This window comes from Streptomyces sp. NPDC004266 (assembly GCF_042874095.1).
GTDB lineage: Bacteria > Actinomycetota > Actinomycetes > Streptomycetales > Streptomycetaceae > Streptomyces.
Window position 1 is genome coordinate 11,429 of sequence record NZ_JBIAMM010000031.1, and the last position, 25,020, is coordinate 36,448.

16 protein-coding genes are annotated in these 25,020 nt (G+C 74.0%); 10 read left to right on the top strand and 6 right to left on the bottom strand.

Features of this window, described 5'->3' with window-relative positions:
* Positions 1 to 69 precede the first annotated feature (69 nt).
* Both eccCa and ACFYUZ_RS38280 read left to right on the top strand, forming a co-directional pair.
* The gene (eccCa, locus tag ACFYUZ_RS38275; protein ID WP_389317538.1) at positions 70 to 4,023 is read left to right on the top strand and encodes a type VII secretion protein EccCa; all 3,954 of its coding nucleotides are present in this window, start codon (positions 70 to 72) and stop codon (positions 4,021 to 4,023) included.
* A gap of 63 nt (positions 4,024 to 4,086) precedes the next feature.
* Entirely contained in the window at positions 4,087 to 4,371 is a 285-nt protein-coding gene (locus ACFYUZ_RS38280) for a DUF397 domain-containing protein (RefSeq protein WP_389317541.1), read from the top strand.
* A 125-nt stretch (positions 4,372 to 4,496) separates the two neighbouring features.
* Here the strand turns inward: ACFYUZ_RS38280 and ACFYUZ_RS38285 are convergent, their stop codons facing one another.
* From ACFYUZ_RS38285 to eccB, 4 genes are all read right to left on the bottom strand, one after another.
* On the bottom strand, positions 4,497 to 4,787 hold the full coding sequence (locus tag ACFYUZ_RS38285) for a WXG100 family type VII secretion target (protein WP_017235850.1): 291 nt from the start codon (positions 4,785 to 4,787) through the stop codon (positions 4,497 to 4,499).
* A gap of 53 nt (positions 4,788 to 4,840) precedes the next feature.
* A complete protein-coding gene (locus ACFYUZ_RS38290) occupies positions 4,841 to 5,179 on the bottom strand; it encodes a WXG100 family type VII secretion target (RefSeq protein WP_389317544.1) in 339 nt (112 codons plus the stop codon).
* A gap of 190 nt (positions 5,180 to 5,369) precedes the next feature.
* Positions 5,370 to 6,632, bottom strand: a complete 1,263-nt coding sequence (gene mycP / locus ACFYUZ_RS38295) for a type VII secretion-associated serine protease mycosin (RefSeq protein ID WP_389317547.1) — start codon at positions 6,630 to 6,632, stop codon at positions 5,370 to 5,372.
* Between the two features lie 9 nt (positions 6,633 to 6,641).
* On the bottom strand, positions 6,642 to 8,186 hold the full coding sequence (gene eccB, locus ACFYUZ_RS38300; RefSeq protein WP_389317550.1) for a type VII secretion protein EccB: 1,545 nt from the start codon (positions 8,184 to 8,186) through the stop codon (positions 6,642 to 6,644).
* 190 nt (positions 8,187 to 8,376) lie between these two features.
* On the opposite strand from eccB, the gene eccE reads away from it, so the two are divergent.
* From eccE to ACFYUZ_RS38340, 8 genes are all read left to right on the top strand, one after another.
* Positions 8,377 to 9,681 (top strand): type VII secretion protein EccE, encoded by a 1,305-nt coding sequence (gene eccE, locus ACFYUZ_RS38305; RefSeq protein ID WP_389317553.1) that lies wholly within the window; start codon positions 8,377 to 8,379, stop codon positions 9,679 to 9,681.
* Positions 9,681 to 10,454: a hypothetical protein gene (locus ACFYUZ_RS38310; RefSeq protein WP_389317556.1), complete on the top strand. Its 774-nt coding sequence runs from the start codon at positions 9,681 to 9,683 to the stop codon at positions 10,452 to 10,454. The genes eccE and ACFYUZ_RS38310 overlap by 1 nt, the downstream gene beginning before the upstream one ends.
* A 228-nt stretch (positions 10,455 to 10,682) precedes the next feature.
* Positions 10,683 to 13,946, top strand: a complete 3,264-nt coding sequence (locus ACFYUZ_RS38315) for an SCO5717 family growth-regulating ATPase (RefSeq protein ID WP_389317559.1) — start codon at positions 10,683 to 10,685, stop codon at positions 13,944 to 13,946.
* A gap of 192 nt (positions 13,947 to 14,138) precedes the next feature.
* Positions 14,139 to 15,971 carry an ABC transporter substrate-binding protein gene (locus ACFYUZ_RS38320; protein WP_389317579.1) on the top strand — a complete coding sequence of 611 codons (1,833 nt, stop codon included), beginning with the start codon at positions 14,139 to 14,141 and terminating at the stop codon, positions 15,969 to 15,971.
* A 3-nt stretch (positions 15,972 to 15,974) separates the two neighbouring features.
* Positions 15,975 to 17,036 carry an ABC transporter permease gene (locus ACFYUZ_RS38325; RefSeq protein ID WP_389317562.1) on the top strand — a complete coding sequence of 354 codons (1,062 nt, stop codon included), beginning with the start codon at positions 15,975 to 15,977 and terminating at the stop codon, positions 17,034 to 17,036.
* Positions 17,033 to 17,929 (top strand): ABC transporter permease, encoded by an 897-nt coding sequence (locus ACFYUZ_RS38330; RefSeq protein ID WP_389317565.1) that lies wholly within the window; start codon positions 17,033 to 17,035, stop codon positions 17,927 to 17,929. Before ACFYUZ_RS38325 ends, ACFYUZ_RS38330 begins: the two co-directional genes overlap by 4 nt.
* Positions 17,926 to 18,891: an ABC transporter ATP-binding protein gene (locus ACFYUZ_RS38335; protein ID WP_389317568.1), complete on the top strand. Its 966-nt coding sequence runs from the start codon at positions 17,926 to 17,928 to the stop codon at positions 18,889 to 18,891. The genes ACFYUZ_RS38330 and ACFYUZ_RS38335 overlap by 4 nt, the downstream gene beginning before the upstream one ends.
* Complete coding sequence (locus tag ACFYUZ_RS38340; RefSeq protein ID WP_389317571.1) at positions 18,888 to 19,853, top strand: ABC transporter ATP-binding protein; 966 nt, start codon at positions 18,888 to 18,890, stop codon at positions 19,851 to 19,853. The genes ACFYUZ_RS38335 and ACFYUZ_RS38340 overlap by 4 nt, the downstream gene beginning before the upstream one ends.
* A 125-nt stretch (positions 19,854 to 19,978) precedes the next feature.
* On the opposite strand, the gene ACFYUZ_RS38345 is transcribed toward ACFYUZ_RS38340, so the two are convergent.
* Positions 19,979 to 20,932, bottom strand: coding sequence for a bifunctional riboflavin kinase/FAD synthetase (locus ACFYUZ_RS38345; protein WP_389317574.1), 954 nt, complete (start codon positions 20,930 to 20,932; stop codon positions 19,979 to 19,981).
* Between the two features lie 38 nt (positions 20,933 to 20,970).
* On the bottom strand, positions 20,971 to 24,648 hold the full coding sequence (locus ACFYUZ_RS38350) for a trypsin-like peptidase domain-containing protein (protein WP_389317576.1): 3,678 nt from the start codon (positions 24,646 to 24,648) through the stop codon (positions 20,971 to 20,973).
* Between the last annotated feature and the right edge of the window lie 372 nt (positions 24,649 to 25,020).

Below are 25,020 nucleotides of genomic sequence, written 5' to 3' on the forward strand. Positions count from 1 at the left end.
GCTGCCGGCAGGGGTCGCGTGCGGATGCTCCCGCCACGAGCCCGCCTCCAACGAGGGATTGATGCGCCGGTGAGCCAGATCGTCGTCAAACGCCCGCCGAGGTCCCTTCCTCCGGAAGTGCCCGGTGAGGAGCTGGTCCTGGAGTCTCCGCCGGAACTTCCGCGGGGACAGCAGGAGTCGGCGTTGATGCAGCTCCTGCCGATGCTCGGCATGGGTTCCTCGGTCGTCTTCTTCTTCATGACGCCGTCGCCGATCATGCGGATCATGGGCACGCTGATGCTGGCGTCGACGGTCGGAATGGCCATCGCCCAGTTCGTCAGATTCCGGCGCGGTACGCAGGGGCAAATGGCCGATGTCCGCCGCGACTACCTCAAATACCTCGCACAGACCCGGCGTACGGTCCGGCGCACGGCGCGCAAGCAGCGGGACGCGCAGCTGTATCTGCACCCCTCCCCCGAGCAGTTGTGGTCGGTGGTGGCCGAGGGGTCCCGGGTGTGGGAGCGCCGGGTCGGCGACCACGACTTCGGGCAGGCGCGGATCGGTCTCGGGGCGCAGCAGTTGGCGACTCCGCTGGTGGCGCCGGACACGGCTCCGGTGGACGAGCTGGAGCCGCTGTGCGCGGGTGCGATGCAGCAGTTCCTGGCGGTGCACGGCACGTTGGACGGGCTGCCGATGGCGGTCTCGATGCGGGCCTTCTACCACGTGACGGTGTCGGGCGATCCGGAGTCGGCGCAGGCGGCGGCGCGGGCGCTCGTGGCGCAGCTGGTGACGCTGCACTCCCCCGAGGACCTGATGCTCGCCGTGGTGGCGGCGCGGCCGGCGCAGGAGCGCTGGGACTGGACGAAGTGGCTGCCGCACACGCAGGTGCCGGGGCAGGTCGACGGGGCGGGCACGAAGCGCCTGTTCGGCGACGACCTCGGTGAGCTGGAGAACCTGGTCCGCTCGAAGCTGGACGGGCGGACCCGGTTCTCCCGGGAGAGCCCGCCGGTGCTCGACCAGCCGCACGTGGTGGTGGTCCTGGACGGCGGGATGGTGCCGCCGGACTCGCTGCTCGCGGCCCCGGAGGGCCTCCAGGGCGTGACGATCGTGGAGGTCGTCTCCGGTGACCTCGACGAGCCGCGCGGTGGCCTCTCGGTGGTGGTGCGGCCGGGCCGGCTGCGCCTGGAGTCGGGCGGCGGCTTCGCGTACGAGGGGCTGCCGGACGGCATCTCGCTGCCGGCGGCCGAGGCGCTGGCCAGGCAGCTGGCGCCGCTGCGGACGGGCGGCGGGGACGACGACGAGCCGCTGCTCGCCAATCTGGACTTCACGGATCTGCTGAACCTGGGCGACGCGGCCTCGGTGGACGTGACGCGGACCTGGCGCCCCCGGTCGGTGGCCGAGCGGCTCCGGGTGCCGATCGGCGTCGGCGAGGACGGCGCGCCGGTCATGCTGGACCTGAAGGAGGCGGCGCAGGAGGGCATGGGCCCGCACGGTCTGTGCGTCGGCGCGACGGGTTCCGGCAAGTCGGAGCTGCTGCGCACGCTGGTGCTCGGTCTGGCGGTGACGCACTCCTCGGAGACGCTGAACTTCGTCCTCGCGGACTTCAAGGGCGGTGCGACCTTCGCGGGCATGTCGCAGATGCCGCACGTGGCGGCGGTCATCACCAACCTCGCGGACGACCTGACGCTGGTCGACCGCATGGGCGACGCGATCCGCGGCGAGCTCCAGCGGCGGCAGGAGCTGCTGCGCTCGGCGGGCAACTACGCGAACATCCACGACTACGAGAAGGCGCGGGCGGCGGGCGCTCCGCTGGAGCCGCTGGCCTCGCTGGTCCTGGTGATCGACGAGTTCTCCGAGCTCCTCACCGCCAAGCCCGACTTCATCGACATGTTCATCCAGATCGGCCGCATCGGCCGCTCCCTCGGCGTGCACCTGCTGCTCGCCTCGCAGCGCCTGGAGGAGGGCAAGCTGCGGGGCCTGGACACGTACCTCTCGTACCGGATCGGTCTGCGGACCTTCTCGGCGGCGGAGTCGCGGACGGCGATCGGCGTGCCGGACGCGTACCACCTGCCGTCGGTGCCCGGTTCGGGCTATCTGAAGTTCGGCACGGACGAGATGACCCGCTTCAAGGCGGCGTACGTGTCGGGGACGTACCGGACGGGCGGGCCGCGTCTGGAGATCGGGCAGCTGCCGGTGGAGCGGCGGCCCGCGCTGTTCACGGCGGCGCCGGTGCCCGTGGTGTACGCGGCGCCGGACCCGGCCTATCTGACGGCGCAGCGCGCCGAGGAGGACGACGCGCTCGCGGACACGGTCCTCGACGTGATCGTGCGGCGCCTGGAGGGCCAGGGGGTGCCGGCGCACCAGGTGTGGCTGCCGCCGCTCGACCAGGCGCCCTCGCTGGACCAGCTGCTTCCGGGGCTCGCGCAGACGGCGGACCGGGGGCTCACGGCGACGGAGTACACGCGTCAGGGCGGCCTCACGGTGCCGCTCGGCCTCATCGACAAGCCGTTCGAGCAGCGGCGCGAGGTGCTGTACCGGGACTTCTCGGGCGCGGCCGGTCACATGATGGTGGTCGGTGGTCCGCAGTCCGGCAAGTCGACGATCATGCGGACGCTGGTCTCCTCGTTCGCGCTCACCCACACCCCGGCCGAAGTGCAGTTCTACTGCCTGGACTTCGGTGGCGGCGGCATGGTGTCGCTGGCCGACCTGCCGCACGTCGGCGGGGTGGCGTCCCGGCTCGATCCGGAGCGGGTGCGCCGGACGGTCGCGGAGGTCATGGGCGTCCTGAACCGGCGGGAGGAGTTCTTCCGCTCGCACTCGATCGACTCGATCGCGACCTACCGGCGCAAGCGGGCCGCGGGCGAACTGCCGGGCGAGGCCTGGGGCGACGTGTTCCTGATCGTGGACGGCTGGGGCGGCTTCCGCAACGACTACGACACGCTGGAGCCGATCGTCGCCGACATCGCGGCGCGCGGTCTGGGCTACGGCATCCACGTGGTGATCACCGCCGCCCGGTACATGGAGGTGCGGGCGGCGCTCAAGGACCAGATGCTGGGCCGGCTCGAACTGCGGCTCGGTGACGTCATGGACTCCGAGTTCGACCGGAAGGTCGCGGCGAACGTGCCGACCGGTGTGCCGGGCCGCGGCCAGGTGCCGGAGAAGCTGCACTTCATGGGGGCGCTGCCGCGGATCGACGGGTCGAGCTCGGCCGCCGACCTGGCGGAGGGCACGTCGGCGTTCGTGCAGGCCGTGAAGGCGAGCTGGACCGGGGCCCCGGCTCCGGCGGTGCGGCTGCTGCCGCGCAAGCTGCCGGCGGAGCAGCTGCCGAAGGGCTTCGAGTACCCGCAGCACGGCATCGCGATCGGCATCGACGAGACGAACCTGGAGCCGGTGTTCGTCGACTTCGAGTCGGATCCGTTCTTCCTGGTCTTCGGCGAGAGCGAGTCCGGCAAGACGGCGCTGCTCCGGCTGATCGCCAAGCAGCTGTGCGAGCGGTACACGCCGGAGCAGGCGCGGATCGTGGTGGGCGACTACCGGCGGACGATGCTGGAGGCCGTGGCGCCCTCGCACCTGCTGGAGTACGCGCCGATGGCCTCGGCCATGCAGATGCACATGGACGCGATCAACACGGTGATGACGAGGCGGGCCCCGAAGCCCGACATCACGCCGCAGCAGCTGCGGGACCGCAGTTGGTGGTCGGGTCCGCAACTGTTCGTCCTGGTCGACGACTTCGAGCTGGTGGCCACCAACTCGGGGAACCCGCTGGCCGTTCTGGTGGAGAACCTGCCGTTCGCCCGCGACGTCGGCATCCGGTTCATCGTGGCGCGCAGCCAGGCGGGCGCCTCCCGCGCGATGTACGAGCCGTTCATGCAGCGGATGCGGGAGCTGGGCGCGCAGGGCGTGCTCCTGTCCGGCGATCCGCAGGAGGGCGACATCCTGGGCGGCGTCCGGGCGCGGCCGATGCCTCCGGGCCGGGGCACGTTCGTGTCGCGCAAGCGCGGGACGCCGCTGGTGCAGCTGGGCTGGCTGCCCGAACAGCACTGAGCGGAGCGGTCCCTCCCACTACTGTGGGAGGGACCGTCGTACCACCGCGAAGGGATTGCGCCGATGACCGACGCCCACGAGACCGCCACCGGGAGCGCGGAGGCCGCCCTGGCCGCCGAGAAGCAGCGTCAGAAGGACGAGCTGTACGCGCTCGACATCTCCGGCGTGGAGTGGCAGGGCGCCCCGGGGACGAGCCCGGACGAGGAGCGCGTGGAGATCGCGCGGCTGCCCGAGGGCGCGGTGGCGATGCGCTCGTCGCTCGACAAGGACACGGTGCTGCGGTACACGAAGGCCGAGTGGGACGCGTTCGTCCTGGGGGCCAGGGACGGCGAGTTCGACCTTCGTTGAGGAGCGGGGCCCGCCCTTCGGGCCGGGCCCGGTCCGCGGGGACAGGCCCCACGCGTGAGGGGGTGGCCCGCCGGAACGGGCCACCCCCTCACGCGTGTTCGCCGGGTCTCACGGCACGCGCGGTCTCACATCATGCGGAAGCGCGCCGCGTTGCCCTTGTCGGTGTCCTGGTAGCCGGCGACCGACTCGTCGAGGAGCTGGGCGATGCGCGCCAGGTCCTGGTTCATGCCGGCCATGTCGCGGGTCAGGCGGTCCTGGCTCTCGCGGTAGGCGATCTTCGCCTCACCCTCCCAGTTGGAGGCGACCCGGTTGACCTCGGCCATGAGGTCGTCGAGCTTCTGGGTGAGGGTGCTGGAGGTGAGGCGGGTGTCGGCCGCCGCCTGCGTCACGGTGTCGTAATTGACCGCAGTGGTCATGGTGATGACTCCTGGAGTGAGAGTGGCGCGGAGGTCTGGTCGGGTCGGACGGCTCAGACGCCGAGGATGGCGCTCTGGCCACCGCCGGAGCCGCTGTCCATCTGACGGAAGGACCGCATGCGGTCCTCCTCCTCCTGCGAGAACCCGTCGGCGCTCATGCGCATGATCTCCTCGAGCTTCGAGAGCTCGGCGCGCATGCTGCGCAGGCGCTGGTTCAGGTCGTTCTGGACCCGGTCGTACTCCTTGCTCGCAGCGCCCTGCCAGCCCGCCTGGACGCGGTCCACCACGCCGTTGAGGGAGGTGATGCGGGCCTGGAGCTCGTCGGAGAAGTCCTGGATCCGGCCGGCGAGCTTGACTTGTTCGGCACTGGTTACGTTCAGGTCTTTCGACATCTTGCCCCTTCTTCCTTCGGTGGCTGCGACGGACCGGCCGTCGGGCCATCCGGTCGTGATGCGGACGGGAATCTTCTGATGCCGCCCCCGTGCTGGGTTCGCACTGCCGTGCCCCCAGCGGTCACTGTAGCCATTGACGGCGGCAGTTCCAACTGCAAAGGAAGGACCCGGCACTTGACCGGTGTATGCGTCATCGGGCCTCCCTCCTGCGGCGGCTGTCGCGGATCACGGTGGCCGTCCCGGCGACCACGGCCACCAGGACACCTCCGATCCCCAACGCATAGGTGGCGAGCCGTTCGGAGCGCTCCTGGGGCGTCTCCGACAGCGCCAGACGGGCCGGCTCGGGAGCCGGCGGCTTGGGCGGGCCCGGATCGGGGACGGGCGAGGAGGCCGGCGTCCCGGGGAGGTCGGCGAGCGCCCTGACCGGGTCGACCACGCCCCAACCGACGTGGTCGTCGCGGCCGTTGATCGAGCGGACGGCGGTCTGCTCGATCCGGGTGACGATCTGGGCCGCGCTCCACTTCGGGTACTTGGCGCGGAGCAGGGCGGCGACGCCGGCGACGTACGGAGCGGAGAAGCTGGTGCCGTTGTCGACGCACTGGCCGCCGCCGGGGACGGTGGAGACGACGTCGACGCCGGGGGCGGCGACGCCCACCATGGGGCCGGACTGGGAGAAGTCCGCGCGTTCGTTGTTCCGGTCGGAGGAGGCGACGGCGAGGACACCGGGGAAGGCGGCCGGGTAGGTCTTCTTGAGGGCGCCGTCCATGCCGTCGTTGCCGGCGGAGGCGACGACGACGACGTCCTTCGCGATCGCGCGGGCCACGGCCCTGGCCATCGGCGAGTCCGGGCCCATCGGCTGGGTGGTGTCCTGCGAGATGTTGATGACGTTCGCGCCCTTGGCGACGGCGTGGTCGATCGCCTGGGCCATGGTGTCGGACTTGCCGCTGTTCTTCTCGTCGTTCTGCCGGATCGGGATGATCGTGGCCTCGGGGGCGAGGCCGACGAAGCCGGTGCCCTTGCGGGGACGTGCGGCGATGATGCCGGCGACCTTGGTGCCGTGGCCGACCTCGTCGACGGTGCCGTCGGTCTTGCCGCGCTTCTCGTCGCCGTAGGAGGGGTTGTTCTTGTCGGGCTTGAGGTAGTCCTTGCCCGCCTTGGCGTCGACGGCGTCGCGCAGCTGCGGGTTGACGTCGTCGACGCCGGTGTCGATGACGGCGACCCGGACGCCCTTGCCCTTGGTGTCCTGCCACAGCTCGTCGAGGAGGACCCGCTGGAGCGGCCAGGGGATGCCCTCGATCTGCTTCTTCATGGGGAAGGTGCACTCGCCGCTGCCGTCGAGGGCCGGGCCGTCGTGGCGCGGCGGAGCGGGTGCGGCGGCCGCGGCGGGGGCGGCGAGCAGGGCCACGAGGGTGCCCGCGGCGAGCAGGGCGGCCGTGCGGTTCGTCGTCGTCACCGGTGCCCCCTAGGAACCCTGCGGCTGACGCGCGCTGTTGGTGTCGAGCCTCGGCCCCTTCGACAGGAACTCCGACCACTCGATCGGTACGAGGACCGGCTGGACCTTCTCGTAGCCGAGACGCTTCTGGGCGTCGCTGGGTTCCGGCCGTCCGTCGGTCTGCTTCTGTTCGCCGGCGCCGATCTCGGAGCGGGCCGAGTCGCTGTCGCCGTTGGCCTGGACGGCGTACCGCAGGCCGGTGTCGGTGACGAGGAAGAGGGAGCCGTCGGGCGTCTTCTGCCTGCCCTGGATCTGCGTGTAGAGCAGGCCGGTGCCGGGGGTGACGTACGTGCTGGTGCCGCCGGCGGTGATGTCGGCGGGGTACTCGGTGCCGGCCCAGGTGGTGAGCGTGGTGTCGCCCTTCTCGTCGACGTCGGTGAGGACGTTGCAGACGGTGTCGCGGGCGCCTTCGCCGGTGGCGGCGTTGGCCAGCTTGGACCTGAGCGTCGGCCAGCGGGCGCCGGCGTGGAAGACGGTGGGGTCCGGGACGAAGGAGGAGGCGTCGACGGTGGTCGCCTCGCCGTCCATGTCGAGGACGCCGGTCTCCGGGGAGTTGATGAGCAGCCAGGCCGTGAAGGGGGTGACGGGCTGGACCTTGCCGGCGAGGACGACGTAGTACTGCGGGCCGGAGCCGGTCTGGGCGAGGAGGACCATCCCGATCCGGTTCTCGGTCCCGGTGAGGGTGTTGCCGGGGATGCCGGCGGAGGCGCCGACCGTGCCGTCGATGTGCGGGAAGTCGATCTCGTCGCCGGTCTTCAGGGTGGCGAGCCAGTCGTCGGTGACGGGCTGCGGCTCCTTGCCGAGACCGACGATGGTGGTGAGGAGGCCGGGCCGGTCGGCCTTCACCGGGTACTTGGTGCCGGTGTGGTCGACGAGGAACTGGGCGTTCCCCTTCTGGCCCTTGACGTACAGGACCTCCCCGTTCTTCAGCCTGCCGTCGCCCTCGGTCCGGTCGGCGTCGCGCTTGGCGAAGAGGAAGGTGGCCTTCTGGACGCTGGCGCCCTTGCCGCCGCCGGGCTGCTCGCAGACGGCCCACCGCTTCTCCGTGCCCGCGTCGTCCGGGGCGGGCAGCCGGTCGGGGGCGTACGGGATGCCGAGGATGGGGCCTCGCGGCGGCTTGCCCTCGTCGAGCTTCTTGTCGTCGACCTGGATGACCTGGAACTGGTCGGGGTTGAGCAGCAGTCGGGCGGAGGCGAGGTTGAGGACGGGGTGCAGCAGGGTCTTCTTGTCCTTGCCCTTGCCGGTCTCCAGGACGACGTACCGGGTGGTCGACTGCTTGCCGATGATGACCCGGGTGCCGGGGGTGTCCCAGCCCTTGGGGGCGGTGGGCTTGAACATGCCCCAGGCGCCGAATCCGGCGACCACGAGCGCGGAGACGATCAGCCCGGGGAGGACCGCGCGCAGCGGCTTGGGCGCCCCCTCCTCCGTGCCGGAGGGCGAGGGTTGGAGGAATGCCGCCACCGTGCGCTTCTTCGCAAAGGTGTACGCGTTGAGCTCGTCCCGCCGCGATGCCATGAGTCCCCATTCTCGTCAGGCGCGATCTTCGCGCGGGGCCCCGGGGTGGTGACACCCGGGCCCCGGCCTTCGGACCGGCCCCCTACTATGCCTGCTGTCCCGTGGGGTTCGTGGGGCGGGTAGGGTGATCCGGCCGCCAAAGCCCTGGCGGGCCAGGGTCATCGGGACGAATTGAGGGGGATTCTCCATCATGGCTTCCGCGAGGCGGAGGCGGCCCGCCGCGGCCGCTGCCTCCACACCCCCGGCCACGGGCCCCGCCCCCGCGGTCTCACCGCGGCTGCAGGCCCGTCCCGGACACTTCGGTTCGTTCCGATTGCAACAGCTCGTACTGATCGAGGTGGCGGCGGCGCTGCTGCTCCTCGCCTGGGTCGTCGAGCCGATGCTGCTCGTCCCCGCCGGCGTGGTCGCCGTCGTGCTCGTCCTGCTCGCCGTGGTGCGCCGGCACCGGCGTTCGCTGCCCGAGTGGCTCGGCACCTTCCTCGCGCTGCGCGCCCGCTCGCGCCGGACCGCCTCGCTCACCGTGCCGGAGGGCACCGAGCCGGGGTTCGCGCCGCTCGTGGAGTGCGACCCGGCACTGCGGACCTACGCGTACAGCGACCGCGACCGGCGTCCGGTCGGGATGGTCGGCGACGGCACCTTCCTGACCGCCGTCCTGCGGGTCGAGTCGGACGGCACGGCGCTGCGCCCGGACCGCGCGGCGAAGCCGCTGCCCGTCGGGCTCGTCCGGGACGTGCTGAGCGTGGACGGCATCCGGCTGGAGTCGGCGCAGATCGTGCAGCACACGCAGCCGGCGCCCGCCCCGCACCTGCCCGCGCAGTCGATGGCCGCCCGCAACTACGGGCCGCTCCAGGCGCAGACGGGTTCGCCCGCGGTGCGCATCACCTGGATCGCGCTCAAGCTCGACCCCGAGCTCTGCCCGGAGGCGGTCGCCGCCCGCGGCGGCGGCATGACCGGCGCCCAGAAGTGCGTGGTGCGCGCGGCGGACCAGCTGGCGAGCCGTCTGGCGGGCGCGGGGTTCCGCGCGAGCGTCCTGACGGAGCAGGAGCTGACCTCCGCGCTCGCCACGTCGAGCTGCGCCAGCCCGATGGCGATCGCGCAGGCGGGCCGGGGCCAGGCGCAGGGGCGCCGGACCCAGGAGACCGCGCGGACCTGGCGGGTGGACGACCGGCGGCACACGACGTACTGGGTGGGGCGCTGGCCCCAGTTGGGCGGCCGGAACGGCGGCGCGGGCGCGTCGATGCCGCAGCTGGTGGCCCTGCTGACCTCGCTGCCCGCGCTCGCGACGACGTTCAGCCTGACGCTGAGCGGCGGGGACCGGCAGGAGGTGACGGTGACCGGGCACGTGCGGATCACCGGACGCAGTGACGAGGAACTGGTGGCCGCGCGGCACGAGCTGGAGCGTGCGGCGCGCGGGGTGAAGACGGGGCTCGTACGGCTCGACCGGGAACAGGTGCCCGGCATCCTGGCGACGCTTCCGCTGGGAGGTGCGCGCTGATGTCCACCGCCTCCTTCGGCACGTCACCGGCTTCGAGCGCGCCTTCCGCCCGGCGTGCGGGGCGGACCGCCCGTCCCCGCTTCGGTTTCGGGCTCGTCGGGCCGCGCCGCGACCGGCACTCCGTCCCCCTGGAACAGCTGGAGGCGCTGGCCCTGCCGGTCGGCGACGACGGCATGGTGATCGGCGTGGACGCCGAGGGCCGCCCGGCCGTGCTCGGCATCAACCGGCCCGTCCCGTACGACGTCACCCTCATCGGCGGTCTGTGGACCGCGCAGGTGCTGGCCCTGCGCGCGGCCGCGACCGGCGCCCGGGTGGCGGTCGAGACCGGCCGCGCCCAGGCGTGGACGGCCCTGGCGCAGGCCGCGGGCGGCGGTCAGCCGTGCATCACGCTGCACGACGTGGGCCGGGTGCCGCCGCAGGGCGCGTCGGCGGGCAGTCCGGTGGTCGTGGTGCGCGACTGCGGCATGCGGCCGCCGCGCGGCCGCGTCGTGTCGGCGCCCTGGCAGTCCGTGGTGACCCTGCTGCCCTATCTGAGCCCGGTCGCGCCCCGGCTCCTGGAGAAGTCCTCCCTGGTCGGCGTCCAGCGGGTGTCCCCCGACGAGGCGGCCCAGATCGGCCGCATCATGAACCTGCCCCGGAACGAGCACGAGGCGCTGTCCACGCTCGCCGACGGGGTGACCCTCTGGTGCACGCCGAACGACCGCCAGTTCGTGATGACCCAGGCGACGGACGCCGAGACCGGATTGTTGGGCGGCGCCCGCCGCATGGACTGAGCGGCGGCCTCACGACACGAGGACGTTCAAGTACGTCCGTTTTTGCATCGTTTTGAACGGTGGGGGTTCTCACTCTGCGGCGCGGCCGGGTCACTTGGGGCCCGGACCGGGTCGCGGAGGCGGGCGCGGAGGGGTCGTCGGCCCTGCCCCGGCGCGCCCCGCGGCGTTTAGGGTGGAAGGGCCCCGCCCACCACGGCACAAGGGTGCTCGACCACACCAGGAGGCAAAGTGAACGGCGATCGCGACGAGATCCACGGGGGTTGGAATCCACCCGCCGACGATCAGTCCGACGCGGATCCCGCCGAGATGACGGGTGAGTTCACCATCGACTACACCCCGCCCGCCTGGTACACGCAGAACGCGTCGGGCGGTACGGGGACGGGCGGTGTCACTCCCCCGCCGCCGAGCGGAGCGCCGCTCGCCGTGCCGGGCCTCCCGGCGGGCAGCGGCTTCGAGCCCGGCTGGAACGTCGCACCGCCGGCCCCGCCGGTGGTGCCGCCCGCGCCTCCCGCGCCCTCGCCCGCGCCTGCTCCGGTCCAGTCGGTCGAGCCGGTCGCACCGGTGCCGCCCACGGCGGTTCCTCCGGTGGGAGTGCCCCCGGTGGGCGCGCCGGGCGGCTCGCTGCCGGGTGCGGCGACGCCCGGTGCGCCGGTGCCTGGTGGTCCGGTGCCTGGGGCGCCTGTGTCTGGGGCGCCTGTGCCGTCCGCTTCCGTGCCCTCCGTCCCGGCGCCCGCACCGGTCCCCGCTCCCACTCCCGCTCCCGAGACGGCCGCGCCCGCCGCCACGTTCGGGGGCGGGGGCGGGGGCGTCGAGAGCGGTGCCACCATGCGCTTCTCCCCCGCCGCCCTCCAGCGTGAGATCGAGGAGCGGACGGCGGAGGGCGGGGAGGGCACCGCCGGATCCGTCGATGCGGCGGACTCCGCCCAGGACTCCCCCGCGACCCCCGGTGGGTCCGCCGCTTCGGACGCGGCGGAGACCGGGGCCGCCGCCGAGACCGCGGACGCCCCTGCGCACACCGACGACGAGGCCGTGAACGACGCCTCGTCGAACGCGGCGGACACGGCGGACACGGCGGACATCTCGAACGACTCAAGCGCCTCGAACGACTCGAACGACTCGGACGGCGAGAAGTCGGCCGAGGCCGACGGCGACGCGAGCCCGGAGGACGAGCAGACCGCGCCCGCCGCGGAGACGGAGACCGCCGCGGAGCCGCGTACCGAGCCGGACGCCGAGGCCGGCACGGAGCCGGAGACCGGCGCGGGCGCCCCCGTCGGCTCGCCCGCTCCCGGCGCCGGTCCCCTCCCGGCCGCGCAGCCGACCGCCGAGGCGCCGCAGGGCTTCGGTCCCGGTGCGGCACCCGGCCCGTACGACGCCGCCGCCCAGCAGGCCGGTGGCGCTCCGGGTCCCTTCCCCGGCACCCCGCACCCCGCTCCGTACCCCGCCGGGGGTCCGCAGGCCGGGGCCGGGCTGCCCCCGCTGCCCCCGTCCTTCCAGCCGGCCGCTCCCGAGCCCGCGCAGCAGTGGCCCGCGCAGCCCGCCCCCGGCGCCCAGCCGGTACCGGCGGCCGCGCCGCTGCCGCCCACCGCCGCCTGGCCCGCCCCCGAGGCGCCCGCACCCGGCGCGCCCGGCCCCGTGCCGCCCCAGGCCCAGCCGCAGGCGCCGGGCGCCTACGGCTACCCGCAGGCCCCGCAGCCTCCGCAGACCCCCCAGCCCCCGGCGCCGCAGGGCGGTTACGGCTTCCCGCACCCCGGGACGCCTCCGCAGCAGGCCGGTTACGGCTACCCGCAGCAGCCCGGAGCGCCCGGCGGCGTCCCGCCGCAGGCGCAGGCGCCGGGCGGCTACGGCTACCCGCACCCCGGAGCCGTGCCCCCGCAGGCCGCGCAGCCGCCGCAGCCCGCGTACGACGGTCAGCCGCCGGTGGATCCGCGGACCGGCGCCGCCTGGCCCTCGCCGGTGACGCACGACCAGCGGGAGCGGTCCGTGCCGGGCGCCCCGCTCGGATACAACGCGGCCGTCGAGCTCTCCTCCGACCGGCTGCTGCGCAACAACAAGCAGAAGCCCAAGTCCAGCCGGAACCCCGGCGCCGCCAACCGCTTCAAGCTCGGCGGCAAGAAGGAGGAGGCGGAGCGGCAGCGGAAGCTGGACCTGATCCGGACGCCGGTCCTCTCCTGCTACCGGATCGCGGTCATCTCGCTCAAGGGCGGTGTCGGCAAGACCACGACGACCACCGCGCTCGGCGCGACCCTCGCCACCGAGCGGCAGGACAAGATCCTGGCGATCGACGCCAACCCGGACGCCGGCACGCTCGGCCGCCGGGTGCGGCGCGAGACCGGGGCGACCATCCGCGACCTGGTGCAGGCGATCCCGTACCTCAACTCGTACATGGACATCCGCCGGTTCACCTCGCAGGCGCCGTCCGGTCTGGAGATCCTCGCCAACGACGTGGACCCGGCCGTCTCGACGACCTTCAACGACGAGGACTACCGGCGCGCGATCGACGTGCTCGGCAAGCAGTACCCGATCATCCTCACCGACTCGGGTACGGGTCTGCTGTACAGCGCCATGCGCGGGGTCCTGGACCTCGCCGATCAGCTGATCATCATCTCCACGCCCTCCGTGGACGGCGCCTCCAGCGCCTCGACGACGTTGGACTGGCTCTCCGCGCACGGCTACGCGGACCTGGTGCAGCGCTCCATCACGGTCATCTCGGGTGTCCGCGAGACCGGCAAGATGATCAAGGTCGAGGACATCGTGCAGCACTTCCAGACCCGCTGCCGCGGTGTCGTGGTCGTGCCCTTCGACGAGCACCTGGCGGCCGGTGCCGAGGTGGACCTCGACATGATGCGGCCGAAGACCCGGGAGGCGTACTTCCACCTCTCGGCGATGGTGGCCGAGGACTTCGTACGGGCACAGCAGGCGCAGGGCCTGTGGACCGGGGACGGCCAGGGCGCCGTGCCCCCGCACATGGCCCCGCCGATGCCGGGACAGCCGATCCCCGGTCAGCCGGTGCCGGGTCAGTTCGGGCCGGGCCAGGCTCCCGGTCAGCCGATGCCGGGTCAGCCGATGCCGGGTCAGGTGCCCGGTCAGCCGGTGCCCGGCCAGTTCGCGCCCGGGCAGCCGGCCCCCGGTCAGCCGTACGCTCCCCAGCCGCCGCAGCCCGGCCTGCCGTACCCGCCGCAGCCCCAGGCCGGCCAGCCCTACCCGCCGCAGGGGTACCCGCAGCCGGGACAGCCGATGCCGGGTCAGATGCCGGGGCAGGCGCCCGGCCCGATGCCCGGTCAGTTCGGTCCCGGCCAGCCCGTCCCCGGCCAGCCGTACGGGCCGCAGTCCGGCGCTCCGTACCCGCCGCAGCCCGGTCAGCCGGGGCAGCCGGGGGTGCCGCAGTCCTGGCAGCAGCCGCAGGACGGGAACGAGGGCCGGCCGGGGCAGCCGCTGCCTCCGCAGGCGGACCCGCAGGGCCCTCCGCAGGCGCCGCCAGCCCCTCAGCAGTAGGGCGTCACAGGATTAGACCAATGAGGCTCCGTATCGGCTCACCGATACGGAGCCTTTTGGCGTTCCCGCAGTCCACAAGGGGTTTGAGGGATCGTTGACGACGGCAGACCACCGCTGATACACCTTCGCTTCACCCATCGTCAGCCCAAGATCCACGACAGTAACTCCGACGCGAGGTCACGTCCCATGGTCATGGTCACGAAGGTCCCACCCCGCCCCGCCCCCGCCCGCAGAGCCCTCCGACTGCTGCTCGCCACCGGCCTCGCCGCCGGCTCCCTCGTCGTCGTTCCCGGCACCGCGCAGGCGGAGGACGAGAAGTCCGGCGGCACCACCCTCACGGTCGCCGTCTCGCAGAGCATCGACTCGCTGAGCCCGTTCCTGGCCCAGAAGCTCACCTCGACCAGCATCCACCGGCTGGCGTACGAGTACCTCACGAACTACGACCCGAAGGACGCCCACACCGTCCCGGGCCTGGCGACCTCCTGGAAGTCCTCGCCCGACAAGCTGACGTGGACGTACACCATCCGCGAGGACTCGATCTGGTCGGACGGGCAGCGGGCCACCGCCGAGGACGCGGCCTGGACCTTCAACAAGATGATGACCGACCCGAACGCCGCCACCGCCAACGGCAGCTTCACCGCGAACTTCGCGCAGGTCACCGCACCCGACCCGCAGACGCTCGTCATCCGGCTGAAGAAGCCGCAGGCGACGATGACGGCCCTCGACGTGCCGATCGTGCCCAAGCACGTCTGGGAGAAGGTCACCGACTTCTCGAAGTTCAACAACGACAAGACCTTCCCGATCGTCGGGAACGGACCCTTCGTCATCACGGACTTCAAGGTCGACCAGTACATCAAGCTCAAGCCGAACAAGAAGTTCTGGCGGGGCGCCCCCAAGTTCGACGAGCTGGTCTTCAAGTACTACAAGGACGGGGACGCCGCCGTCGCCGCCCTGCAGAAGGGCGAGGTCTCCTTCGTACCGAACCTGACGCCCGCCCAGGCGGCCGCCCTGAAGACCCAGAAGGACATCAAGGTCAACGACGCCCCCGGCCGTCGCTTCTACGCCCTCGCCACCAACCCGGGGGCGAGGGCCCAGGACGGCAAGGCCTTCGGCAACGGCAACAAGGCGCTGCTCGACCCGGCGGTGCGCAGGGCCCTCTTCCTCGCCGTCGACCGCGCCACCCTCGTCGACAAGGTCTTCCAGGGCCACGCCGTCGAGGGCGAGGGGTACATCCCGCCGCGCTTCGGCTCGTACTTCTGGAAGCCGGAGGGCGCGCAGAAGCGGGCCTACGACCCCGTCCAGGCGGAGAAGCTCCTGTACGCGGCCGGATACCGCACGAACGCCGAGGGCAAGCGGCTCGGCAAGGACGGCAGGCCGCTGGAGTTCCGGATCCTCTGTCACGCCACCGACCCGAACGACAAGGCGGTCGGCAAGTACCTCCAGGAGTGGTGGGGCAAGCTCGGCATCGGCCTGAAGGTCGAGTGCCTGGACAGCGTCTCCGACCCCTGGGTCAAGGGCGACTACGACCTCGCCTTCGACGGCTGGTCGGTCAACCCCGACCCGGACTACGTCCTCTCCATCCACACCTGCGGCACGCTCCCGGAGACCCCGAAGGACTCCGGCGCCACCGACAACTTCATCTGCGACAAGCAGTTCGACGGGCTCTACGCGCAGCAGGCGGTGGAGTACGACGCCGCCAAGCGGGCGGATCTGGTGAAGCGGATGCAGTCCCGGCTGTACGACACGGGGTACATGAACGTCATGGCCTACCCGAACGCCCTGGAGGCGTACCGCACGGACCAGATCAGGTCCATCACGACCATGCCCGAGGCCGCCGGGAACCTGTGGGGCCAGGACGGCTACTGGAGCTGGTGGTCGGCCGTGCCCGCGGCGCGGGCCGAGGACTCCGACGGCGGCTCGTCCACCGGGGTGATCGTCGGCATCGCCGCGGCCGTGGTCGTCGTGGTCGGCCTCGGCGTCTTCCTCGGCGTGCGCCGCCGCTCCACCGCCGACGACCGCGAGTAGCACGTGACGACGGCAAGCACCCCCGCCGACGTGGCGCGGGCCGAGAAGGCCCGTGCCACGGACGGCGCACCCCGCACAGGTTCCTCCCTCGGCTACCTCCGCCACGCGGCGGGGAAGCTGGGCGGCGCGCTCGTCTCGCTCCTCGCCGTCCTGGTCACCAGCTTCTTCCTCTTCCGGATCATCCCCGGTGACCCGGTGAAGGCGATGACCCACGGCGCGCCCACCTCCGCCGAGCAACTCGCCACGCTGCGCCGCCAGTTCGGGCTCGACCTGCCGCTGTGGCAGCAGTTCACCGACTACTGCGCCAAGGCGCTGAGCGGCGACCTCGGCACCTCGTTCCAGTTCCGCGCCCCCGTCGGGGACCTCATCGCGGAGAAGCTCCCCGCGACGCTGCTGCTCACCGGGGTCGCCGTGGTGGTCTACTCGGCGCTCGGCCTGTGGCTGGGCACCCGCTCGGCCTGGCGGCACGGCGGCCTCGGCGACAGGCTGAACACCGGGATCGCGCTGACCCTGTGGTCGGTGCCCTCCTTCTGGCTCGGACTGCTCCTCATCATCGTCTTCTCGGTGGGCATGGGACCGGTCCCGGGGCTCTTCCCGACCGGCGGCATGGAGTCGGGCACGGGCGAGACCGGTTTCGCGTACGTCCTGGACGTCGCCCACCACCTGGTCCTGCCCGTGGTCACGCTCGTCGCGGTCGGCTACGCGCAGACCCTGCTCGTGATGCGCTCCTCGCTCCTCGACGAGATGGGCGGCGACTACCTGACGACGGCGCGGGCGAAGGGGCTGCGGGACGACGCCGTGCGCCGCCGGCACGCCGTGCCGAACGCGCTCCTGCCGACCGTCACGATGATCTTCATCAACCTGGGGCACGTGGCGGCCGGTTCGATCCTGGTGGAGACGGTCTTCTCCTGGCCCGGACTCGGCGGCCTCTTCTACCAGGCGCTGAGCGTGCCCGATCTGCCGCTGGTGCAGGGCCTGTTCGTGGTCTTCGCCGGAGCGATGATCCTGATGAACCTGATCGCCGACCTGCTCTATCCGCTGCTCGACCCCCGGGTGGGCCGATGACCTCTCCGACGACTTCCCTCGCATGGGTGCGCCGACGGGAGACCGTCTCCCGCTTCTGGCGCGGCTACCGCACGCACCGGGCCGGGCTGTACGGTCTCGCCGGCCTCGCCCTGATCGCCCTGATCGCGATCACCGCCCCGCTGACCGTCGGCTCCGACGTGCAGTCGGTGACGGAGGCGCCGGGCACGGCCCTGGAGCCGCCGAGCGCCGCGTTCCCGCTCGGCACCGACCAGTTCGGGCGCTCGCTGCTCGGGCTGCTGGTCTGGGGCGCCCGGATCTCGCTGCTCGTCGGACTGCTCGCGGCGGCCCTCTCGGTCGCCATCGGGACCCTGGTGGGCATCATCGCCGGGCACTACGGCGGCTGGTTCTCGACCGTCGTCATGCGGATCACCGACTGGTTCCTGGTGATGCCGACCCTGGTGCTCGCGATCGTCCTCGCCACGGTCATGTCCCGGTCGATGTGGACGGTGGTCCTGGCGATCGGCGTGACCTCCTGGCCCACCACCGCCCGTCTGGTGCGGGCGCAGACGATCGCGGTGGAGTCCCGCCCCTACATCGAGCGGGCGACCGCGCTCGGCGGCGGCCACCGGCACGTCATGACCCGGCACGTGCTGCCGAACGTGATGCCGCTGGTGCTCGCGCAGACCACCCTCGGCATCTCGACGGCCATCCTCACCGAGGCGACCCTCGCCTTCCTCGGCCTCGGCGACCCGACGGTGGTGTCGTGGGGCGGCATGCTCCAGGACGCCCGGGAGGCGGGCGCCGTCTCCTCCGGGCACTGGTGGTACCTGGCCCCGCCGGGGGTCGCGATCGCCCTGGTCGCACTCGCGTTCACGCTGTGCGGGCGGGCCGTGGAGTCCGTACTGAACCCGAAGCTGGGGGTGGGGCGATGAGCCTCCTGGAGGTGCGGGACCTCAGAGTCGCCTACGGATCGGGCGCGACCGCCGTGCCCGCCGTGCGCGGGGTCGACCTGACCCTGGAGCCGGGCACCAAGCTGGGCGTGGCCGGCGAGTCGGGCTGCGGCAAGTCCACGCTCGCCCTCGCGCTGCTCCGGCTGCTCCCGGCCTCGGCCCGGATCGAGGGCGAGATCCTGCTCGACGGCGACGACGTCCTCGCCATGTCGTGGGGGCGGCTGCGGGCCGTGCGCTGGGCGGGCGCGTCGATCGTCTTCCAGGGCGCGATGCACTCGCTGAACGCGGTGCACCGGATCGGGGACCAGATCGCCGAGCCGCTGCTCGTGCACGGCCGGGCGACCCCGGCGGCGGCCCGCACCCGGGTCGGCGAGCTGCTCGAACACGTCGGACTCCCGGCCGCCCGGGCCGCCGCCTATCCCCACGAGCTGTCCGGCGGACAGCGGCAGCGCGTGATGATCGCGATGGCGCTCGCCTGCGACCCCCGCCTGATCGTCGCCGACGAGCCGACGACCGCGCTCGACGTGATGATCCAGGCGCAGATCCTGCGGCTGATCGAGCGGCTCGTCGCCGAGCAGTCCATCAGCCTCCTGATGATCAGCCACGACCTCGCGGTCCTCGCCGACACCTGCGACCGGCTCGCCGTGATGTACGCGGGCCGGATCGTCGAGGAGGGGCCCGCGCGGGCGGTGTACGAGGCGGCCGAGCACCCGTACGGGCGGGCGCTGTCCTCGGCGTTCCCCCGCATCGGCGACCTCGCGTCCCGGCGGGCGCCGCGCGGCCTGCCCGGCGACCCGCCGGACCCGGCCGACCTGCCCGGCGGCTGCACCTTCCATCCGCGCTGTCCGGTGGCCGTGGACGCCTGCGCGGAGCACGACCAGGAACTGCGGGAGGCGGGCGCGGGGCGCCGGGCCGCCTGCGTACACGTGGGGAGCACGGCATGAGCCTCCTGTCGGCGCGCGGACTGCACGTCACCTTCCCGGGGCGCCGGGGCGCGCCGCCCGCCCGCGCGGTGGACGGCGTGGACCTGGACATCGGCGCCGGCGAGATCGTGGCCCTGGTCGGCGAGTCCGGCTGCGGCAAGACGACGCTGGCCCGCTCCCTGCTCGGCCTGGTCCGGCCCACGTCCGGGGCGGTCTCCTTCGACGGGAAGCCGCTCGCGTACTCCTCCGGGGCGCTGCGGGCCTACCGGAAGCGGGCGCAGCTCGTCCTCCAGGACCCGAGCGGCTCGCTGAACCCCCGGCACACGGTGTACGACGCGGTGGCGGAGGGGCTGCGGATCCACGGCCACGCGGGCGACGAACGGACGGCCGTCGCGGAGGCCCTGGCGCGGGCGGGCCTCCGTCCCCCGGAGCGGTTCTTCCTCCGCTACCCGCACGAGCTGTCCGGTGGGCAGCGGCAGCGCGTGGTCATCGCGGGCGCGCTCGTCCTGGAGCCCGAACTGATCGTCGCCGACGAGCCGGTGGCGTCCCTGGACGCCTCCGTACGGGGCGAGATCCTGGCGCTGCTGCTGCGGCTGCGCGACGAACTCGGCCTGTCCGCGCTGGTGGTGACGCACGACCTGGGCCTCGCGTGGAACATCGCGGACCGGGTGGCGGTGATGTACCTGGGCCGGGTCGTGGAGACCGGCACGGTGGAGTCCGTACTGACGAACCCCCAGCACCCGTACACGCGGGCGCTGTTGTCGGTCCTCCCGGAGTCGGAGGGCACCCCGGTCGTCCTGACCGGCGAGCCGCCGGACCCGTCCCGCATCCCGTCAGGCTGCCGCTTCCACGCCCGCTGCCAGCTCCTCGCCTCGGGCGAGGCGGTCACGGTCGCGGACCGCTGCCGGGGCGAGGACCTGCCGGTCCTCGCCGGGGGCGGGGAACGGTCGGTGGCGTGCCACTGGGTGGGACGGGGGGCCTGAGCCGCCCCCGCCGGGACGGCGCCCACCCGCCGTTGTGGGCATGCGTTCCGCCGGGGCGGGACGATCGCCCACACGGCCGCGGGCGGGGGCGCCCGCACGGGCACCCGCACCGGCGGAGGCACCGGTCAGGTGAGGTCGTACTCCTCCGTCAGTTCGCGGCAGCGCTTCACGTCGCCCGCCATCGCCTGGAGCAGGTCGTCCAGCGTGTCGAACTTGAGCATGCCGCGCACGTACGCCAGGAAGTCCACGGCCACGTGCAGCCCGTACAGGTCGAGCCCCTCGCGGTCGATCGCGTACGCCTCGACCGTCCGCTCCGTACCGTCGAACTGCGGGTTCGTGCCCACGGAGATCGCCGCCGGCATCCGCTCCCCCGCCGCCGTCAGCCAGCCCGCGTAGACCCCGTCCGCCGGGATCGCCGTGTGCGGCAGGGTCTCGACGTTGGCCGTCGGGAAGCCCAGCTCGCGGCCGCGCTGCGCGCCGCGGACGACGACGCCCTCGACCCGGTGCGGGCGCCCGAGGATCTCGGCCGCGCCCGCCATGTCGCCCTCGGCGACGAGGCGGCGGGTGAGGGTGGAGGAGAAGGGCTCACCGCCGCCGGCGGCCCCGCTGACGTACAGGTCGATGACCTCGACCTCGTAGTCGTACGTGGCGCCGAGCTCGGTCAGGAAGGCGACGTTGCCGGCGGCCCGGTGCCCGAAGCGGAAGTTGGGGCCCTCGATGACGGCCTTCGCGTGCAGCTTGTCGACGAGCACCTTGACGATGAAGTCGGCCGGGGACAGCTGGGAGAACTCGGCGGTGAACGGCAGCACCAGCACCGCGTCCACGCCGAGCTCCGCGATCAGCTCCGCGCGCCGGTGGTGCGGGGCGAGCAGCGGCGGGTGGCTGCCGGGGCGCACGACCTCGGAGGGGTGCGGGTCGAAGGTGACGACGACGGAGGGGATCCCCAGCTCCCGGGCCCGCTCGACGGCGCGCCCGATGATCAGCTGGTGTCCGCGGTGCACCCCGTCGTAGGAGCCGATGGTGACGACGCTGCGTCCCCAGTCCTGGGGAATGTCCTCCAAGCCACGCCAGCGCTGCACTGTGACCGCTCCTCGTCCGCCTGTTCGCCCTGTTCGCCTTACGCAGGTCTAAGACTGCCATGTCCACGGCCGTCGGTACGCATCGGCATGGCAGTGCCGGGGCTCCGCAGCGCCCGGACGGTCTCCGGTCCGAGGAGCGGGGCCCGGTCGGCGGGGGCGCCGACCGTCCATGCGGCGAGGAGCGCGGCGAAGACGGGCAGGTCACGGACGGCTCCGGCCAGGGCCCGGTCGAGCCGCCGGGCGCCTTCGGGGGTACGGACGCACAGCGCGCCGACCCGGTGGACCAGCTCCCGGGTGCGCGGGACGGTGCGCAGCTCCGCGCCCTCCGCGGCGGCCCGCAGCAGCGCCTCCAGGACGGTGAGCTCCCCGGCCTCCGCCTCGTACCGCTCGTGTTCCAGGAGCACGTCGAGCAGCTCGGCCCGCAGATGGCGGGAGGCTCCGGTGCCGGGGGCGGCGAGGACGGGGGCGAGGGCGCGCCGCAGCGGGGCGGGACGGCCCCGGATGAGGCCCGTGACCAGGGGGAAGAGGACGGCCCTGGCCACCGGCCCGTCCTCCAGGCGGCGGTCGACGAAGGCGGCGACGAGGGGGGCGCCGTCGGGTCGGTGGGCGGCGTAGTCGCGGACGAGGGCGGCGATCCGGCGGGCGAGGGCGGGGGTGTCGATCTCCGCGAGGGCCCGCAGGGCGGCGGCCGGTGCCTCGCCGGTGCCCTGCAGCCGGGTCCGGAAGGCGGCGAGGACCTCCTCGGGATGGGTCGTGAGGGCCTCGGCGAGGTCGGCCGCGGGCACGTGGGGCTCGGCGAGGGCGCGGGGCAGGTGGCGGGAGCGGCTGTGCGGGTCGCGGACGAGGAGGCCGAGGGCGGTGCCGTGCAGGGCCCGGTCGCCGGGGCGGGCGAGCAGGGCGAGGGCGGCGTAGCGGAGGAGCTCGCGGTCGGCGGAGGTGGTGACGTGCCCGGCGACCAGGCGTCCGTACGCGGCGGCCGCGACGCGCCGCTCCGGGCGCCCGTCGTCGTGGGCCCAGCGGTCGACGGCCCGGCAGAGCGCGGAGGGCTCGTCCTCGGCGAGCGCGGCGAGGAGGCCGTCGGCGAGGGGGTGGGCGGTGGCGACGAGGGCCTCGCAGAGGTCGTCGACGGCGAGCCCGCGGTGGGTGTGCAGGAGGGCCTGGGCGGCGGTGGCGACGGTGGGGCGGTCGTCGCCGAACCAGCGGCAGAGGAGCGGCTGGACGCCCCGGGGGTCGGCGGTCAGCATCGCGGCGACGGCGTCGAGGCTCCGGTCGCCGTCGGGCGGGTCGGAGGGGACGAGCCGGCGCAGCAGGTCGATCCGCTCGTCCTCGCCGAGCGGCAGACCGAGCCAGAAGGCGGTCCCGAAGGGGGCGAAGACCGGGTGCCGGTCCGGGCGGGCTCCGACGAGGTCGGCGAGCAGCCGCAGGACGGGCAGGTACGGCCGCGGGTCCGGCAGGCGCCGCACGCTCTCCCCGAGGAGCCGCGCGGCCCACCAGGCCCCGTCCCCGGCCTGCCCGTCCCGGGCGAACCGCCCGAGTGCCTCGGCGAGCGCGGCGAGCCGCGGCCCGAGCCCGGCGGGCCCCCGCTCCCGGTGCAGCAGCAGCAAGGCCTGCAGCACGGGCCCGATCCGGTGCCGGGGAACGGGCAGGGCCTCCCCCGCCGCCGCCTGGGCACCCCGCTGTGGCGGAACCTCGACGCGGCCGGCGCCCCCGGAGGTCCCGGCCGGACCGGCCCCACCGCCCGCGCCGGGCCGCCGGGGGCCCGCGGCCCCGGAGGTCGTGCCGGGAGCATCGGACGTGCCCCGCCCGGCGGGCATCCGCGCCCCCGCGGCCCCGGCGGCGACGGGCGCCCCGGCCGGCTCCTCGTGGTGCCGGTGGACCAGGGCGTGCAGGGCCGTGTCCAGGTCCAGGTGGGCGGCCTGGACCCAGTCGGCGAGTTCCTCGTGGGCGAAGCGGTAGCCGGAGCCCGCGGGGACGAGCAGGCCCTCGGTGAGGACGGCCGGGGCCCAGCCCTCCCGCCAGGGGAACAGCTCCTCGAAGGAGGCCCGGTCCAGGACGCCGTGCCCGGGCCCGAGGCAGCGGCGGGCCGCCTCGTGCACCCGGCCGGTCACGCGCGCGGCGAGCCTGCGGACGGCCGTCCCGCGGACGAGCGGCCGGGAGCCCGCGGCGATCCGGACGGCGGCACGCAGGCACATCAGGTCCAGGTGGGCGGTGAAGATCTCCTCGCGCCCGGGCCGCCCCGGCACCTCTCCGGGCAGCGCCGCGCGCACCTCGGCGAGCAGGCGCAGGGCGAGCGGGTGCCGGGCGTCCGCCTCGGCGAGGTCCGCCTCCCCGATCCCGTACCCCTCGCGTACGGCACGGGCCTCCGTCTCGGAGTACGGCCCGAGGAACACGGCCGGGGGCGTGCCGCCGCCGGCCGTCGCGGACGCGGACGCGGTCGCGGCCGGGCCCGGGCCGTCCGGCCGGCCTGCCGGGTCGGTCGCGGGCCGGTGCGGCGCGCCCGGCCCCGCCTCCGCCGCCGGCCGGTGCAGGGCGCCCGGGGCGTACAGCGTGCCCGCCTGTTCCCAGTGCTCCGGGCGGCAGGCGGTGATGAGGTGGGCCCCGTGGGTGCGGAGCCAGCGTTCCGTGGCCGTCGTCCAGTCGGCGAGCCGGTGGGCGAGGAGCGGGGGCATCTCCTCGGGGCCGTCGAGGACGACGAGGAGCGGGCGGCCCGCGTCCCGGGCGAGGGCGGCGGCCCGCTCCGGGGTGGCGGTCGTGGTGTCGCCGAGCGCCCCGGACGCGGCGACGATCCGGCCGGCCTGGTGGAGGGCGCGGCCGACGGCGTCGGCGAGCGAGCGGTCCTCGGCGCGCAGGTCGGCCCCGCGCAGCCGGACGGTGGGGGCGGGTGCGACGCCCCGGGCCCGCCGGGCGCAGAGTGCGGCGAGGGTGGTGGTGCGGCCGGTGCCGGGGGCGCCGACGAGGGCGAGGACGGGGGCGTCGCCGGCCGTGAAGCGGGCGAACTCGCGGACGCAGTCGGGCCGTTCGACGGGCTCGGGCCAGGGGTCGGGGTCTCGTGCGGGTCCGGTGGAGGTGGCGGTGAGTTCCAGGATCGCGGCGAGGTTGAGGTCGGGTCCGTAGGCGGGGACGGTGGCCGCGTTGCGCCGGAGCAGGGCGGTGAGGGGGCCGGCGGGCCGGAGCGGCACCGCGTATCCGGCGGCGCGGCGGTCGCCGTGCAGGGCGGTGCCGAGGACGGCGAGGACGGTGCCGGTGACGGTGTCGAGGACGGGTCCGCCGGCGGCCTGTCCCCCGCGCCGGAGGGCTTCGGCGCCCTCGGTGCCGATGGCGAGTTCGAGGGCGTCGGTGAGGGCGTGGAAGCGGTCGGTGGCGGTGTACGTGACGGCGGCGGGGCCGAGGACGCGGGCCTCGCGCCAGCCCTGGGCGGCGATCCGCACGTAGGTGCCGGGTTCGATCTCGGACCGGGTCGCGAGCGGCAGCGGGCGGCCGCCGAGCCCCTCGGTCCGTACGAGGGCGAGGCCGCTCTCGGGCAGGGGGGTGACGGCTTCGGCCTCGGCGAGGCAGGTCCGGTCACCGGGGGCCTGCAGCACGACACGGCTGAGTCCGTCGACGGCTTCGTGGCTGGTGACGACCGTCCCGTGGTGGTCGGCGAGGAAACCGGTGCCGCGTGGCCGGCCCGCCGGATCGCAGATCCGTACCAGCGTCGCCAGGTCCCCGCGTCCCATGGTGTCGACGGTAGGCGTCCGGTGATCGTCCGAAGGCGCCCGTCGGGAAACGCGCCCCCTGACACTCCCCCGTTCGCATCGAGCGCCTCCCCGATGGGGTGAATTTCGGCGGCTCCGCGGGACAGACACTTCCCGGGGGAAACGAAGGGGGGAAAGTCGTGGGGGGGGGGCGCCCCCCGGGCCCCCCCCCCCCCCCCGCGGCGCGGGGGCCGCCCGGGGGGGGGCGGGGGGGGGCGGGGCCCCCCCCCCCCCCCCCCCCCCCCCCCCCCACACCCCCCCCCCCCCCACCCCCCCCCCAACCCCCCCCCGCCCCCCCCCCCCCCCCCCAAAGGGCCCCCCAACCCCCCCCCCCCCCCCCCCCCAAAAAAAAAA

Bases quoted from the DNA above. Each gene is read 5' to 3' on its own strand.
- eccE (WP_389317553.1), top strand. From the start codon at position 8,377: ATGGCTTCCGCGAGGCGGAGGCGGCCCGCCGCGGCCGCTGCCTCCACA.
- ACFYUZ_RS38340 (WP_389317571.1), top strand. From the start codon at position 18,888: ATGAGCCTCCTGTCGGCGCGCGGACTGCACGTCACCTTCCCGGGGCGC.
- ACFYUZ_RS38280 (WP_389317541.1), top strand. From the start codon at position 4,087: ATGACCGACGCCCACGAGACCGCCACCGGGAGCGCGGAGGCCGCCCTG.
- ACFYUZ_RS38330 (WP_389317565.1), top strand. From the start codon at position 17,033: ATGACCTCTCCGACGACTTCCCTCGCATGGGTGCGCCGACGGGAGACC.
- ACFYUZ_RS38285 (WP_017235850.1), bottom strand. From the start codon at position 4,787: ATGACCACTGCGGTCAATTACGACACCGTGACGCAGGCGGCGGCCGAC.
- ACFYUZ_RS38320 (WP_389317579.1), top strand. From the start codon at position 14,139: ATGGTCACGAAGGTCCCACCCCGCCCCGCCCCCGCCCGCAGAGCCCTC.
- ACFYUZ_RS38310 (WP_389317556.1), top strand. From the start codon at position 9,681: ATGTCCACCGCCTCCTTCGGCACGTCACCGGCTTCGAGCGCGCCTTCC.
- ACFYUZ_RS38350 (WP_389317576.1), bottom strand. From the start codon at position 24,648: ATGGGACGCGGGGACCTGGCGACGCTGGTACGGATCTGCGATCCGGCG.
- eccB (WP_389317550.1), bottom strand. From the start codon at position 8,186: ATGGCATCGCGGCGGGACGAGCTCAACGCGTACACCTTTGCGAAGAAG.
- ACFYUZ_RS38290 (WP_389317544.1), bottom strand. From the start codon at position 5,179: ATGTCGAAAGACCTGAACGTAACCAGTGCCGAACAAGTCAAGCTCGCC.
- ACFYUZ_RS38335 (WP_389317568.1), top strand. From the start codon at position 17,926: ATGAGCCTCCTGGAGGTGCGGGACCTCAGAGTCGCCTACGGATCGGGC.